10 protein-coding genes and 1 pseudogene are annotated in these 13,565 nt (G+C 52.9%); 9 read left to right on the top strand and 2 right to left on the bottom strand.

The window, feature by feature from the left end:
• The 9 genes and pseudogenes from tuf to rpoC form a co-directional block, all read left to right on the top strand.
• Nucleotides 1-249: pseudogene (gene tuf, locus AAIG26_RS23110) on the top strand (elongation factor Tu); the annotation flags it as partial.
• A gap of 228 nt (nucleotides 250-477) precedes the next feature.
• Nucleotides 478-861, top strand: coding sequence for a preprotein translocase subunit SecE (gene secE / locus AAIG26_RS23105; RefSeq protein WP_003033128.1), 384 nt, complete (start codon nucleotides 478-480; stop codon nucleotides 859-861).
• A 1-nt stretch (nucleotide 862) separates the two neighbouring features.
• Nucleotides 863-1,408, top strand: a complete 546-nt coding sequence (nusG, locus tag AAIG26_RS23100; protein ID WP_006816549.1) for a transcription termination/antitermination protein NusG — start codon at nucleotides 863-865, stop codon at nucleotides 1,406-1,408.
• A 141-nt stretch (nucleotides 1,409-1,549) separates the two neighbouring features.
• Nucleotides 1,550-1,978, top strand: a complete 429-nt coding sequence (rplK, locus tag AAIG26_RS23095; RefSeq protein ID WP_002438627.1) for a 50S ribosomal protein L11 — start codon at nucleotides 1,550-1,552, stop codon at nucleotides 1,976-1,978.
• Between the two features lie 3 nt (nucleotides 1,979-1,981).
• Complete coding sequence (gene rplA, locus AAIG26_RS23090; RefSeq protein ID WP_017460030.1) at nucleotides 1,982-2,686, top strand: 50S ribosomal protein L1; 705 nt, start codon at nucleotides 1,982-1,984, stop codon at nucleotides 2,684-2,686.
• Nucleotides 2,687-2,986: 300 nt separating this feature from the next.
• Complete coding sequence (rplJ, locus tag AAIG26_RS23085; protein WP_002438625.1) at nucleotides 2,987-3,484, top strand: 50S ribosomal protein L10; 498 nt, start codon at nucleotides 2,987-2,989, stop codon at nucleotides 3,482-3,484.
• A gap of 66 nt (nucleotides 3,485-3,550) precedes the next feature.
• Complete coding sequence (rplL, locus tag AAIG26_RS23080; protein WP_014882064.1) at nucleotides 3,551-3,919, top strand: 50S ribosomal protein L7/L12; 369 nt, start codon at nucleotides 3,551-3,553, stop codon at nucleotides 3,917-3,919.
• Between the two features lie 323 nt (nucleotides 3,920-4,242).
• The gene (gene rpoB / locus AAIG26_RS23075; protein WP_020456057.1) at nucleotides 4,243-8,271 is read left to right on the top strand and encodes a DNA-directed RNA polymerase subunit beta; all 4,029 of its coding nucleotides are present in this window, start codon (nucleotides 4,243-4,245) and stop codon (nucleotides 8,269-8,271) included.
• A 76-nt stretch (nucleotides 8,272-8,347) separates the two neighbouring features.
• Entirely contained in the window at nucleotides 8,348-12,571 is a 4,224-nt protein-coding gene (rpoC, locus tag AAIG26_RS23070) for a DNA-directed RNA polymerase subunit beta' (RefSeq protein ID WP_045514618.1), read from the top strand.
• 241 nt (nucleotides 12,572-12,812) lie between these two features.
• Here the strand turns inward: rpoC and AAIG26_RS23065 are convergent, their stop codons facing one another.
• Together AAIG26_RS23065 and AAIG26_RS23060 are read right to left on the bottom strand one after the other, a co-directional pair.
• Nucleotides 12,813-13,130 (bottom strand): PTS lactose/cellobiose transporter subunit IIA, encoded by a 318-nt coding sequence (locus AAIG26_RS23065; protein WP_020456059.1) that lies wholly within the window; start codon nucleotides 13,128-13,130, stop codon nucleotides 12,813-12,815.
• A gap of 4 nt (nucleotides 13,131-13,134) precedes the next feature.
• Nucleotides 13,135-13,440: a PTS sugar transporter subunit IIB gene (locus AAIG26_RS23060; RefSeq protein WP_020456060.1), complete on the bottom strand. Its 306-nt coding sequence runs from the start codon at nucleotides 13,438-13,440 to the stop codon at nucleotides 13,135-13,137.
• Between the last annotated feature and the right edge of the window lie 125 nt (nucleotides 13,441-13,565).

The raw sequence follows: 13,565 nt of genomic DNA, 5'->3' as shown, positions 1-13,565 counted from the left end.
TCCAAAGATGAAGGCGGCCGTCACACTCCGTTCTTCAAAGGCTACCGTCCGCAGTTCTACTTCCGTACAACTGACGTGACTGGCACCATCGAACTGCCGGAAGGCGTAGAGATGGTAATGCCGGGCGACAACATCAAAATGGTTGTTACCCTGATTCACCCGATTGCGATGGACGATGGTCTGCGTTTCGCAATCCGTGAAGGCGGCCGTACCGTTGGCGCGGGCGTTGTAGCAAAAGTTCTCAGCTAATCGCTGATAACATTTGACGCAATGCGCAAGAAAAGGGCATCATTTGATGCCCTTTTTGTACGCTTTCGAACCAGAACCTGGCTCATCAGTGATTTTATTTGTCATAATCATTGCTGAGACAGGCTCTGAAGAGGGCGTTAGTCCGAATCTCGCCAGAGCATTTCGGTTTGGTTGCCTCGCTTATGCGGGGCAAAAATGTTTGTCTGAATTCTTGTGACAGGTTGGTTTATGAGTGCGAATACCGAAGCTCAAGGGAGCGGGCGCGGCCTGGAAGCGATGAAGTGGGTTGTTGTTGCAGTACTGCTGCTCGTGGCTATCGTTGGCAACTATCTTTATCGTGACATGATGCTGCCGCTCCGCGCGCTGGCAGTTGTTATTCTGATTGCTGCAGCAGGTGGTGTCGCGCTGTTGACGACGAAGGGTAAAGCGACCGTTGCTTTTGCCCGTGAAGCGAGAACCGAAGTACGTAAAGTGATTTGGCCCACTCGTCAGGAAACATTGCACACCACATTGATCGTGGCTGCCGTAACTGCAGTCATGTCACTGATCCTGTGGGGACTGGATGGTATTCTGGTCCGCCTGGTTTCCTTTATCACTGGCCTGAGGTTCTGAGATGTCTGAAGCTCCTAAAAAGCGCTGGTACGTCGTTCAGGCGTTTTCCGGTTTTGAAGGCCGCGTAGCTACTTCGCTGCGCGAGCATATCAAATTACACAATATGGAAGAGTTGTTTGGCGAAGTCATGGTGCCGACTGAAGAAGTGGTCGAAATCCGTGGTGGCCAGCGTCGCAAAAGCGAACGCAAATTCTTCCCGGGCTACGTCCTTGTCCAGATGGTGATGAATGACGCCAGCTGGCACCTGGTACGCAGCGTTCCGCGCGTAATGGGCTTCATCGGCGGCACGTCCGATCGTCCGGCGCCGATTAGCGATAAAGAAGTGGATGCGATCATGAACCGCCTGCAACAGGTTGGTGATAAGCCGCGTCCGAAAACGCTGTTTGAACCGGGTGAAATGGTCCGCGTTAGCGACGGTCCGTTTGCCGACTTTAACGGTGTGGTTGAAGAGGTGGACTATGAGAAGTCTCGCCTTAAAGTGTCTGTTTCTATCTTCGGTCGTGCGACCCCGGTAGAACTGGATTTCAGCCAGGTCGAAAAAGCCTAAATATTCGGCGATCAAACGTTGCACAGGGCGCGAAATTGACATACAATTTCGCGCCTTTTGTTTTTATGGGTCTCGTATCCGTAAAACGTATTCAAACACGGGGAGCCTTTCGGGGCGCTATACCCAAACGAGGAAATTTCAATGGCTAAGAAAGTCCAGGCCTACGTCAAGCTGCAGGTTGCAGCTGGCATGGCAAACCCGAGCCCACCGGTTGGTCCGGCTCTGGGTCAGCAGGGTGTTAACATCATGGAATTCTGTAAAGCGTTTAACGCCAAAACTGATTCCATCGAAAAAGGTCTGCCAATTCCGGTTGTTATTACCGTTTACGCTGACCGCTCCTTCACTTTCGTTACCAAAACGCCTCCGGCAGCAGTTCTGCTGAAGAAAGCGGCTGGTATCAAGTCTGGTTCCGGCAAGCCGAACAAAGACAAAGTGGGCAAAGTAACCCGCGCTCAGGTGCAGGAAATTGCTCAGACTAAAGCCGCGGACATGACCGGTGCTGACATTGAAGCGATGACTCGCTCAATCGAAGGTACTGCGCGTTCCATGGGCCTGGTAGTGGAGGATTAAGAAATGGCTAAACTGACCAAGCGCATGCGCGTGATCCGTGACAAAGTTGATGCGACCAAACAGTACGACATCAACGAAGCCATTGCTCTGCTGAAAGAGCTGGCCACTGCTAAATTCGTAGAAAGCGTAGACGTTGCTGTTAACCTCGGCATCGACGCGCGTAAATCTGACCAGAACGTACGTGGTGCAACTGTACTGCCGCACGGTACTGGCCGTTCTGTTCGCGTAGCCGTATTTACCCAGGGCCCGAACGCTGAAGCTGCTAAAGCAGCTGGCGCTGAGCTGGTAGGTATGGAAGATCTGGCTGAGCAGATCAAAAAAGGCGAAATGAACTTCGACGTAGTAATTGCTTCTCCGGATGCAATGCGCGTTGTTGGCCAGCTGGGCCAGGTTCTGGGTCCGCGTGGCCTGATGCCAAACCCGAAAGTTGGTACCGTAACGCCGAACGTTGCTGAAGCGGTTAAAAACGCTAAAGCCGGTCAGGTTCGTTACCGTAACGACAAAAACGGCATCATCCATACCACCATCGGTAAAGTGGATTTTGACGCTGACAAATTGAAAGAAAACCTGGAATCTCTGCTGGTTGCGCTGAAAAAAGCAAAACCGTCTCAGGCGAAAGGCGTGTACATCAAGAAAATTAGCATCTCCACCACTATGGGTGCGGGTGTTGCGGTAGACCAGGCTGGTCTGAACGCAGTAGCGAACTAATATTCGCCTTTACGTGGGTGGTGGATTTGTCTACAATCTTACCCCCACGTTTTGCTAGCGTAAGTTAGCAAACAAACAGATTTGTTCGTTGGAGCCTGGCCTAATCCAGGCCTCCGTCGAAGACCGCAGGTGTTTCGTAAGAAGCTTAATTCCCTGCGTAGACGGTGACAGAACCTAAAGATTATTTTTAAAGTACTCTTTGGCTTGTTTCTGCTCACCGTATTAAGACGCTCTTTTCATTGAGAAGAGTGAAGTGAGTTCCAGGGCATGAGCCCTGGCAAACATCCAGGAGCAAAGCTAATGGCTTTAAATCTTCAAGACAAACAAGCGATTGTTGCTGAAGTCAGCGAAGTAGCCAAAGGCGCGCTGTCTGCGGTTGTTGCGGATTCCCGTGGCGTTACCGTAGATAAAATGACCGAACTGCGTAAAGCAGGTCGCGAAGCCGGCGTTTACATGCGTGTTGTTCGCAACACCCTGCTGCGCCGTGTTGTTGAGGGTACTCAGTTTGAGTGCCTGAAAGACGCGTTCGTTGGTCCGACCCTGATTGCATACTCTATGGAACACCCGGGCGCTGCTGCTCGTCTGTTCAAAGAGTTCGCGAAAGCGAATGCAAAATTTGAGGTCAAAGCCGCTGCCTTTGAAGGTGAGTTGATCCCGGCGTCCCAGATCGATCGCCTGGCAACCCTGCCGACCTACGAAGAAGCAATTGCACGCCTGATGGCAACCATGAAAGAAGCCTCTGCTGGCAAACTGGTTCGTACTCTGGCTGCTGTACGCGATGCGAAAGAAGCTGCTTAATCGCAGTTTTCTTTATAAAGCATTTGCTTACGTATAAACTTATTCTGATATTCAGGAACAATTTAAATGTCTATCACTAAAGATCAAATCATTGAAGCAGTTGCCGCTATGTCCGTAATGGACGTTGTAGAACTGATCTCTGCAATGGAAGAAAAATTCGGTGTTTCTGCTGCTGCTGCTGTAGCTGTTGCTGCTGGCCCGGCTGCTGATGCTGCTGAAGAAAAAACTGAGTTCGACGTAATTCTGAAAGCCGCTGGCGCTAACAAAGTTGCTGTTATCAAAGCAGTACGTGGCGCAACTGGCCTGGGTCTGAAAGAAGCTAAAGACCTGGTAGAATCTGCTCCGGCCGCTCTGAAAGAAGGCGTGAGCAAAGATGACGCTGAAGCTCTGAAAAAATCTCTGGAAGAAGCTGGCGCTGAAGTTGAAGTTAAATAAGCCAACCCTTCCGGTTGCAGCCTGAGAAATTAGGCTGATGGCTGGTGACTTTTTGGTCACCAGCCTTTTTGCGCTGTAGAAGGTACCGGTAGCGTTTCACACTGTTTGACTGCCAGTAGCCTTTACAATGCTTGTTTCTATCGACGACTTAATATACTGCGACAGAAAGTTCTTTCTGTGTAAATCGCAATGAAATGATTTAAGCGTGATAGCAACAAGCATTGCGGGAAGTGCTCCACTTTCCGGTCTAAAAAATAGTGTTGCATAAACTGTCCCTTTCGACGGACAGAGTGGGTCGACTTGTCAGCGAGCTGAGGAACCCTATGGTTTACTCCTATACCGAGAAAAAACGTATTCGTAAGGATTTTGGTAAACGTCCACAAGTACTGGATGTCCCATATCTCCTTTCTATCCAGCTTGACTCGTTCCAGAAGTTTATCGAGCAAGATCCTGAAGGGCAGTACGGTCTGGAAGCGGCTTTCCGCTCCGTGTTCCCGATTAAGAGCTACAGCGGCAATTCGGAACTGCAATACGTCAGCTACCGTCTTGGCGAACCTGTTTTTGACGTTAAAGAATGTCAGATCCGTGGCGTAACGTATTCCGCTCCGCTGCGCGTAAAACTGCGTCTGGTGATCTACGAGCGCGAAGCGCCGGAAGGCACCGTTAAAGACATTAAAGAACAAGAAGTCTACATGGGCGAAATTCCGCTCATGACCGACAACGGTACCTTTGTTATCAACGGTACTGAGCGTGTTATCGTTTCTCAGCTGCACCGTAGTCCTGGCGTCTTCTTCGACAGCGATAAGGGTAAAACCCACTCATCTGGTAAGGTGCTTTATAACGCACGTATTATTCCTTACCGTGGGTCATGGCTGGACTTCGAGTTCGACCCGAAAGATAACCTCTTCGTGCGTATCGACCGCCGCCGCAAACTGCCGGCGACCATTATTCTGCGCGCGCTGAACTACACCACTGAGCAGATTCTCGATCTGTTCTTTGAAAAAGTTGTCTTTGAAATCCGCGACAACAAGTTGCAGATGGAACTGGTGCCGGAACGCCTGCGTGGCGAAACTGCATCCTTCGATATCGAAGCAAACGGCAAAATGTATGTTGAAAAAGGTCGCCGTATTACCGCGCGTCATATTCGTCAGCTGGAAAAAGACGAAATTCAACACATTGAAGTACCGGTTGAGTACATCGCAGGCAAAGTTGCAGCTAAAGACTACGTTGACGAATCCACTGGCGAGCTGATCTGCCCGGCAAACATGGAGCTGTCGCTCGATCTGCTGGCGAAGCTGAGCCAGTCTGGTCACAAACGTATCGAAACCCTGTTCACCAACGATCTGGACCACGGTCCGTACATCTCTGAGACCGTACGTGTCGACCCGACCAACGATCGTCTGAGCGCGCTGGTAGAAATCTACCGCATGATGCGCCCTGGTGAGCCGCCGACTCGCGAAGCTGCGGAAAGCCTGTTCGAGAACCTGTTCTTCTCTGAAGACCGCTACGATCTCTCTGCGGTTGGTCGCATGAAGTTCAACCGTTCTCTGCTGCGCGACAGCATTGAAGGTTCCGGTATCCTGAGCAAAGAAGACATCATCGAAGTGATGAAAAAGCTCATCGGTATCCGTAACGGCATCGGTGAAGTGGATGATATCGACCACCTCGGCAACCGTCGTATCCGTTCCGTGGGCGAAATGGCGGAAAACCAATTCCGTGTTGGCCTGGTTCGTGTAGAACGTGCGGTGAAAGAGCGTCTGTCTCTGGGCGATCTGGATACCCTGATGCCGCAGGACATGATCAACGCGAAGCCTATCTCTGCAGCCGTTAAAGAGTTCTTCGGTTCCAGCCAGCTGTCACAGTTTATGGACCAGAACAACCCGCTGTCCGAGATTACGCACAAACGTCGTATCTCTGCACTCGGCCCAGGCGGTCTGACCCGTGAGCGCGCAGGCTTTGAAGTTCGAGACGTACACCCGACCCACTACGGTCGCGTATGTCCGATCGAAACGCCTGAAGGTCCGAACATCGGTCTGATCAACTCCTTGTCCGTGTACGCACAGACTAACGAATACGGCTTCCTGGAAACGCCGTACCGTAAAGTGACCGACGGCGTTGTAACTGACGAGATCCATTACCTTTCTGCTATCGAAGAAGGTAACTACGTTATCGCTCAGGCGAACACCAACCTGACGGAAGAAGGTCGTTTCGTAGACGATCTGGTAACCTGCCGCAGCAAAGGCGAATCCAGCCTCTTCAGCGCAGACCAGGTTGACTACATGGACGTTTCCACCCAACAGGTGGTTTCTGTCGGTGCGTCCCTGATCCCGTTCCTGGAACACGATGACGCCAACCGTGCATTGATGGGTGCGAACATGCAACGTCAGGCGGTTCCGACTCTGCGCGCTGACAAGCCGCTGGTTGGTACCGGTATGGAACGTGCTGTTGCCGTTGACTCCGGTGTAACCGCAGTTGCTAAACGTGGCGGTACTGTCCAGTACGTGGATGCCTCTCGTATCGTTATCAAAGTTAACGAAGATGAGATGTACCCGGGCGAAGCAGGTATCGACATCTATAACCTGACCAAATACACCCGTTCTAACCAGAACACCTGCATCAACCAGATGCCGTGTGTTTATCTGGGTGAGCCAATTGAGCGCGGCGACGTGCTGGCAGACGGCCCGTCCACCGACCTCGGTGAACTGGCGCTCGGTCAGAACATGCGCGTAGCGTTCATGCCGTGGAACGGTTACAACTTCGAAGACTCCATCCTCGTCTCTGAGCGTGTGGTTCAGGAAGATCGTTTCACCACGATTCACATCCAGGAACTGGCGTGTGTGTCTCGTGACACCAAGCTGGGGCCAGAAGAGATCACCGCAGACATCCCGAACGTGGGTGAAGCCGCGCTCTCTAAACTGGATGAATCCGGTATCGTTTACATCGGTGCGGAAGTGACCGGCGGCGACATTCTGGTTGGTAAGGTAACGCCGAAAGGTGAAACCCAGCTGACGCCAGAAGAGAAACTGCTGCGTGCGATCTTCGGTGAGAAAGCGTCTGACGTTAAAGACTCTTCTCTGCGCGTACCGAACGGTGTTTCCGGCACCGTAATCGACGTTCAGGTCTTTACCCGCGATGGCGTGGAAAAAGACAAACGTGCGCTGGAAATCGAAGAAATGCAGCTCAAACAGGCGAAGAAAGACCTGTCTGAAGAACTGCAGATCCTCGAAGCTGGCCTGTTTAGCCGTATCCACAGCGTGCTGGTTTCCGGCGGCGTTGAAGCTGACAAGCTCGACAAGCTGCCGCGCGACCGCTGGCTGGAACTCGGCCTGACCGACGAAGAGAAACAAAATCAGCTGGAACAGCTGGCTGAGCAGTATGACGAACTGAAACACGAGTTCGAGAAAAAACTCGAAGCGAAACGCCGCAAAATCACTCAGGGCGACGATCTGGCACCGGGCGTGCTGAAAATCGTTAAGGTTTATCTGGCCGTTAAACGTCAGATCCAGCCTGGTGACAAAATGGCAGGTCGTCACGGTAACAAGGGTGTTATCTCCAAGATCAACCCGATCGAAGATATGCCATACGATGAAAACGGCACGCCGGTTGACATCGTACTGAACCCGCTGGGCGTACCGTCTCGTATGAACATCGGTCAGATCCTTGAAACTCACCTGGGTATGGCTGCGAAAGGTATCGGCGACAAGATCAACGCCATGCTGAAACAGCAGCAAGAAGTCGCGAAACTGCGCGAATTCATCCAGCGTGCATACGATCTGGGCGCTGACGTTCGTCAGAAAGTCGACCTGAGCACCTTCAGCGATGAGGAAGTTCTGCGTCTGGCAGAAAACCTGCGCAAAGGTATGCCGATCGCAACGCCGGTCTTCGACGGTGCGAAAGAGTCTGAAATCAAGGAACTGTTACAGCTGGGTGGCCTGCCGACTTCCGGTCAGATCACACTGTTCGACGGTCGTACCGGTGAGCAATTCGAGCGCCAGGTTACCGTTGGCTACATGTACATGCTGAAACTGAACCACTTGGTTGATGACAAGATGCATGCGCGTTCTACCGGTTCTTACAGCCTGGTTACTCAGCAGCCGCTGGGTGGTAAGGCGCAGTTCGGTGGTCAGCGCTTCGGGGAGATGGAAGTGTGGGCGCTGGAAGCATACGGCGCGGCATACACCCTGCAGGAAATGCTCACCGTTAAGTCTGATGACGTGAACGGTCGTACCAAGATGTATAAAAACATCGTGGACGGCAACCATCAGATGGAACCGGGTATGCCTGAGTCCTTCAACGTACTGTTGAAAGAGATTCGTTCGCTGGGTATCAACATCGAGCTGGAAGACGAGTAACTCTCGCTCAAACAGGTCACTGGTGCCGGGTTAATCCCCGGCACCAGATTGTGCTAACTCCGACGGGAGCAAATCCGTGAAAGACTTATTAAAGTTTCTGAAAGCGCAAACTAAAACCGAAGAGTTTGATGCGATCAAAATTGCTCTGGCATCGCCAGACATGATCCGTTCATGGTCTTTTGGTGAAGTTAAGAAGCCGGAAACCATCAACTACCGTACGTTCAAACCTGAGCGTGACGGCCTTTTCTGTGCGCGTATTTTCGGGCCAGTAAAAGATTACGAGTGCCTGTGCGGTAAGTACAAGCGCCTGAAACACCGTGGTGTGATCTGTGAGAAGTGCGGCGTTGAAGTGACCCAGACGAAAGTGCGTCGTGAGCGCATGGGCCACATCGAGCTGGCGTCTCCGACCGCCCACATTTGGTTCCTGAAATCTCTGCCGTCCCGTATCGGCCTGCTGCTGGATATGCCGCTGCGCGATATCGAACGTGTTCTGTACTTCGAATCCTATGTGGTTATCGAAGGCGGTATGACCAATCTGGAACGTAACCAGATCCTGACCGAAGAACAGTACCTGGACGCGCTGGAAGAGTTCGGTGACGAATTCGACGCGAAAATGGGCGCCGAAGCTATTCAGGCCCTGCTGAAAAGCATGGATCTGGAGCAAGAGTGCGAACAGCTGCGCGAAGAGCTGAACGAAACCAACTCCGAAACCAAACGTAAGAAGCTGACCAAGCGTATCAAACTGCTGGAAGCGTTCGTACAGTCTGGTAACAAACCGGAGTGGATGATCCTGACTGTTCTGCCAGTGCTGCCGCCGGATCTGCGTCCGCTGGTTCCGCTGGATGGTGGTCGTTTCGCAACGTCGGATCTGAACGATCTGTACCGTCGCGTGATCAACCGTAACAACCGTCTGAAACGCCTGCTGGATCTGGCGGCGCCGGATATCATCGTACGCAACGAAAAACGTATGCTGCAGGAAGCGGTTGACGCCCTGCTGGATAACGGCCGTCGCGGTCGTGCGATCACCGGTTCCAACAAACGTCCGCTGAAATCTTTGGCCGATATGATCAAAGGTAAACAGGGTCGTTTCCGTCAGAACCTGCTCGGTAAGCGTGTTGACTATTCCGGTCGTTCTGTAATCACCGTAGGTCCATACCTGCGTCTGCATCAGTGCGGTCTGCCGAAGAAAATGGCACTGGAGCTGTTCAAACCGTTCATCTACGGCAAGCTGGAACTGCGTGGCCTCGCCACCACCATCAAAGCCGCGAAGAAAATGGTTGAGCGCGAAGAAGCTGTCGTTTGGGATATCCTGGACGAAGTTATCCGCGAACACCCGGTACTGCTGAACCGTGCACCAACACTGCACCGTCTGGGTATCCAGGCATTTGAACCGGTACTGATCGAAGGTAAAGCTATCCAGCTGCACCCGCTGGTTTGTGCGGCATATAACGCCGACTTCGATGGTGACCAGATGGCTGTTCACGTACCGCTGACGCTGGAAGCCCAGCTGGAAGCGCGTGCGCTGATGATGTCCACCAACAACATTCTGTCTCCGGCGAACGGCGAACCTATCATCGTTCCGTCTCAGGACGTTGTACTGGGTCTGTACTACATGACCCGTGACTGTGTTAACGCCAAAGGCGAAGGCATGGTGCTGACTGGCCCGAAAGAAGCTGAGCGTATTTACCGCGCTGGCCTGGCCTCTCTGCATGCGCGCGTTAAAGTGCGTATCACCGAGTACGAAAAAGACGCTAATGGCGAATTCGTAGCGAAAACCAGCCTGAAAGACACGACCGTTGGCCGTGCGATTCTGTGGATGATCGTTCCGAAAGGTCTGCCTTTCTCCATCGTCAACCAGGCGCTGGGCAAGAAGGCTATCTCCAAAATGCTGAACACCTGTTACCGCATTCTGGGCCTGAAGCCGACCGTTATTTTTGCTGACCAGACGATGTACACCGGCTTTGCATATGCAGCGCGTTCAGGTGCATCCGTTGGTATCGATGACATGGTCATCCCGGCGAAAAAACACGAGATCATCAGCGAAGCGGAAGCCGAAGTTGCTGAGATCCAGGAGCAGTTCCAGTCTGGTCTGGTGACCGCTGGCGAACGCTATAACAAAGTTATCGATATTTGGGCCGCGGCGAACGATCGCGTATCCAAAGCGATGATGGATAACCTGCAAACTGAAACCGTTATTAACCGTGACGGCGTTGAAGAGCAGCAGGTTTCCTTTAACAGCATCTACATGATGGCCGACTCCGGTGCGCGTGGTTCTGCAGCCCAGATTCGTCAGCTTGCTGGTATGCGTGGTCTGATGGCGAAGCCGGATGGCTCCATCATCGAAACGCCGATCACCGCGAACTTCCGTGAAGGTCTGAACGTACTCCAGTACTTCATCTCCACGCACGGTGCGCGTAAAGGTCTGGCGGATACCGCACTGAAAACCGCGAACTCCGGTTACCTGACCCGTCGTCTGGTAGACGTGGCACAGGATCTGGTCGTAACCGAAGACGATTGTGGCACGCTGGAAGGCATCACCATGACGCCGGTTATCGAAGGTGGCGATGTTAAAGAGCCGCTGCGCGATCGCGTTCTGGGTCGTGTAACCGCAGAAGACATTCTGAAGCCGGGTACTGCAGATATTCTGGTTCCGCGCAATACGCTGCTGCACGAACAGTGGTGTGACCTGCTGGAAGCGAACTCTGTTGACTCAGTGAAAGTGCGTTCCGTTGTATCGTGTGACACCGACTTTGGTGTGTGCGCCCACTGCTATGGTCGTGACCTGGCGCGTGGCCACATCATCAACAAAGGTGAAGCCATCGGCGTTATCGCGGCACAGTCCATCGGTGAGCCGGGTACACAGCTGACGATGCGTACGTTCCACATCGGTGGTGCGGCATCTCGTGCGGCTGCTGAATCCAGCATCCAGGTGAAAAACAAAGGTAGCATCCGCCTGAGCAACGCGAAGACGGTTGTGAACTCCAGTGGCAAACTGGTTATCACCTCCCGTAACACTGAGCTGAAACTGATCGACGAATTCGGTCGTACCAAAGAAAGCTATAAAGTGCCTTACGGTGCGGTAATGGCGAAGGGTGATGGCGAGCAGGTTGCCGGCGGTGAAACCGTTGCAAACTGGGATCCGCACACCATGCCAGTTATCACTGAAGTGGCTGGTTTCATCCGCTTCACCGATATGATCGACGGCCAGACGATTACTCGTCAGACCGACGAACTGACCGGTCTCTCTTCGCTGGTGGTTCTGGACTCTGCAGAGCGTACCTCTGGCGGTAAAGACCTGCGTCCGGCACTGAAAATCGTTGACGCTAATGGCAACGACGTACTGATCCCGGGCACCGATATGCCTGCCCAGTACTTCCTGCCGGGTAAAGCGATTGTTCAGCTGGAAGATGGCGTTCAGATCAGCTCCGGTGACACCCTGGCGCGTATTCCACAGGAATCCGGCGGTACCAAGGATATTACCGGTGGTCTGCCGCGCGTTGCGGATCTGTTCGAAGCACGTCGTCCGAAAGAGCCGGCAATCCTGGCGGAAATCAGCGGTATCATCTCCTTCGGTAAAGAGACCAAAGGTAAACGCCGTCTGGTGATCACGCCGGTTGACGGTAGCGATCCGTACGAAGAGATGATTCCGAAATGGCGTCAGCTCAACGTGTTTGAAGGTGAACGTGTAGAACGTGGTGACGTGGTTTCCGACGGTCCGGAAGCACCGCATGACATTCTGCGTCTTCGTGGCGTACACGCGGTAACGCGTTATATCACCAACGAAGTACAGGACGTTTACCGTCTGCAGGGCGTTAAGATCAACGATAAGCACATCGAAGTTATCGTTCGTCAGATGCTGCGTAAAGCCACCATCGTTAACGCAGGAAGCTCCGACTTCCTGGAAGGTGAGCAGGTTGAATACTCTCGCGTCAAGATCGCTAACCGCGAGCTGGAAGCAGCAGGCAAAATCGGTGCAACCTATGCACGCGATCTGCTGGGTATCACCAAAGCGTCTCTGGCAACCGAGTCCTTCATCTCCGCGGCATCGTTCCAGGAGACCACTCGTGTGCTTACCGAAGCAGCCGTTGCGGGCAAACGCGACGAACTGCGCGGTCTGAAAGAGAACGTCATCGTGGGTCGTCTGATCCCGGCCGGTACTGGTTATGCGTACCACCAGGATCGTATGCGCCGTCGCGCCGCTGGCGAACTGCCGGTAGCACCGCAGGTGACTGCGGAAGACGCGTCCGCGAGCCTGGCAGAACTGCTGAACGCAGGTCTGGGTGGTTCCGACAACGAGTAATCGTTTCGCGTAATAAAAAACCCGCTTCGGCGGGTTTTTTTTCGTCTGAATTCCGCGGCTTAAGACCGCGATCGCGTTGCAGGACGGGTTGTATAGGCGCCGGGCAGCGGCATTTCTCTGCACCATCCCGAATGACATGTTGTGCAATTACGCAATTACATGGGGAAAACACGTCACGACTTTTCGCTGCACGAAAAAAAGCCCGCCAGAGCGGGCAGAGTAGTCGAAGGGAAGCGATGCCTTAATCACGCGGCGGCAGGCGGCGGTAAAGCTCGATCATATCGGTCGCCAGATCCTGAATCACCATTGCGTTCATCAGGTGATCCTGAGAATGAACGGTGATCAAATTCACCGGCAGCTTACCGGTGCCTTCATCGAGCCCGATAAGCTGGGTTTGAATTTTATGCGCGGCTTTCACGAATTCGCGCGACTCTTCCATCGCTTTTTCTGCTTCAGCAAAATCGCCTTTACGCGCCATCTGTAACGCGGTTAATGCCTGGCTACGCGCCGCGCCCGCGTTAACCAACAACTCCATAATGATGGTTTCTAAATCTTCCACGCATTCACTCCAGTAGCTTAAGGGCTTTTTCCAGAACGACATCGCCTTTCATCATGCCGTAATCCATCATGTCGATCACCGCCACTTTCTTGCCCAGCGGTTCCGCCTGCGCCTGCAATTTTGCCTGCTCGTATTTCACCTGCGGCCCCAGCAACACGATATCCGCTGTTGCAATTTCATCTTTAAATTCCGCAACAGGAACCGCTTTGATAGTGACCTCGACGCCTTTTTTCTGCGCCGCGTCTTTCATGCGTTGCACCAACATGCTGGTGGACATACCCGCTGCACAGCATAAAACGATGTTTTTCATAGTCAGCCTCGGTGTTGATGGGATAGGTGATAATTATCCCGCGCTGTTGGGTTCAACAACCGCTTTACCGCGATTGTGTGTAGGGCATCACAAAGAATCCCTGCATAACATGAAACCGGTTGCAA

Origin of the sequence: Kosakonia sp. PSU_27 (assembly GCF_039409795.1) — a bacterium.
Taxonomy (GTDB): Bacteria; Pseudomonadota; Gammaproteobacteria; order Enterobacterales; family Enterobacteriaceae; genus Kosakonia.
This window is presented reverse-complemented; position numbering and strand designations above follow the sequence as displayed.

What these genes read in the sequence shown, in the direction of transcription:
- rpoB (WP_020456057.1), top strand. Translation starts at nt 4,243, where the DNA reads ATGGTTTACTCCTATACCGAGAAAAAACGTATTCGTAAGGATTTTGGT.
- nusG (WP_006816549.1), top strand. Translation starts at nt 863, where the DNA reads ATGTCTGAAGCTCCTAAAAAGCGCTGGTACGTCGTTCAGGCGTTTTCC.
- AAIG26_RS23060 (WP_020456060.1), bottom strand. Translation starts at nt 13,440, where the DNA reads ATGAAAAACATCGTTTTATGCTGTGCAGCGGGTATGTCCACCAGCATG.
- rplA (WP_017460030.1), top strand. Translation starts at nt 1,982, where the DNA reads ATGGCTAAACTGACCAAGCGCATGCGCGTGATCCGTGACAAAGTTGAT.
- rplL (WP_014882064.1), top strand. Translation starts at nt 3,551, where the DNA reads ATGTCTATCACTAAAGATCAAATCATTGAAGCAGTTGCCGCTATGTCC.
- rplJ (WP_002438625.1), top strand. Translation starts at nt 2,987, where the DNA reads ATGGCTTTAAATCTTCAAGACAAACAAGCGATTGTTGCTGAAGTCAGC.
- rplK (WP_002438627.1), top strand. Translation starts at nt 1,550, where the DNA reads ATGGCTAAGAAAGTCCAGGCCTACGTCAAGCTGCAGGTTGCAGCTGGC.
- secE (WP_003033128.1), top strand. Translation starts at nt 478, where the DNA reads ATGAGTGCGAATACCGAAGCTCAAGGGAGCGGGCGCGGCCTGGAAGCG.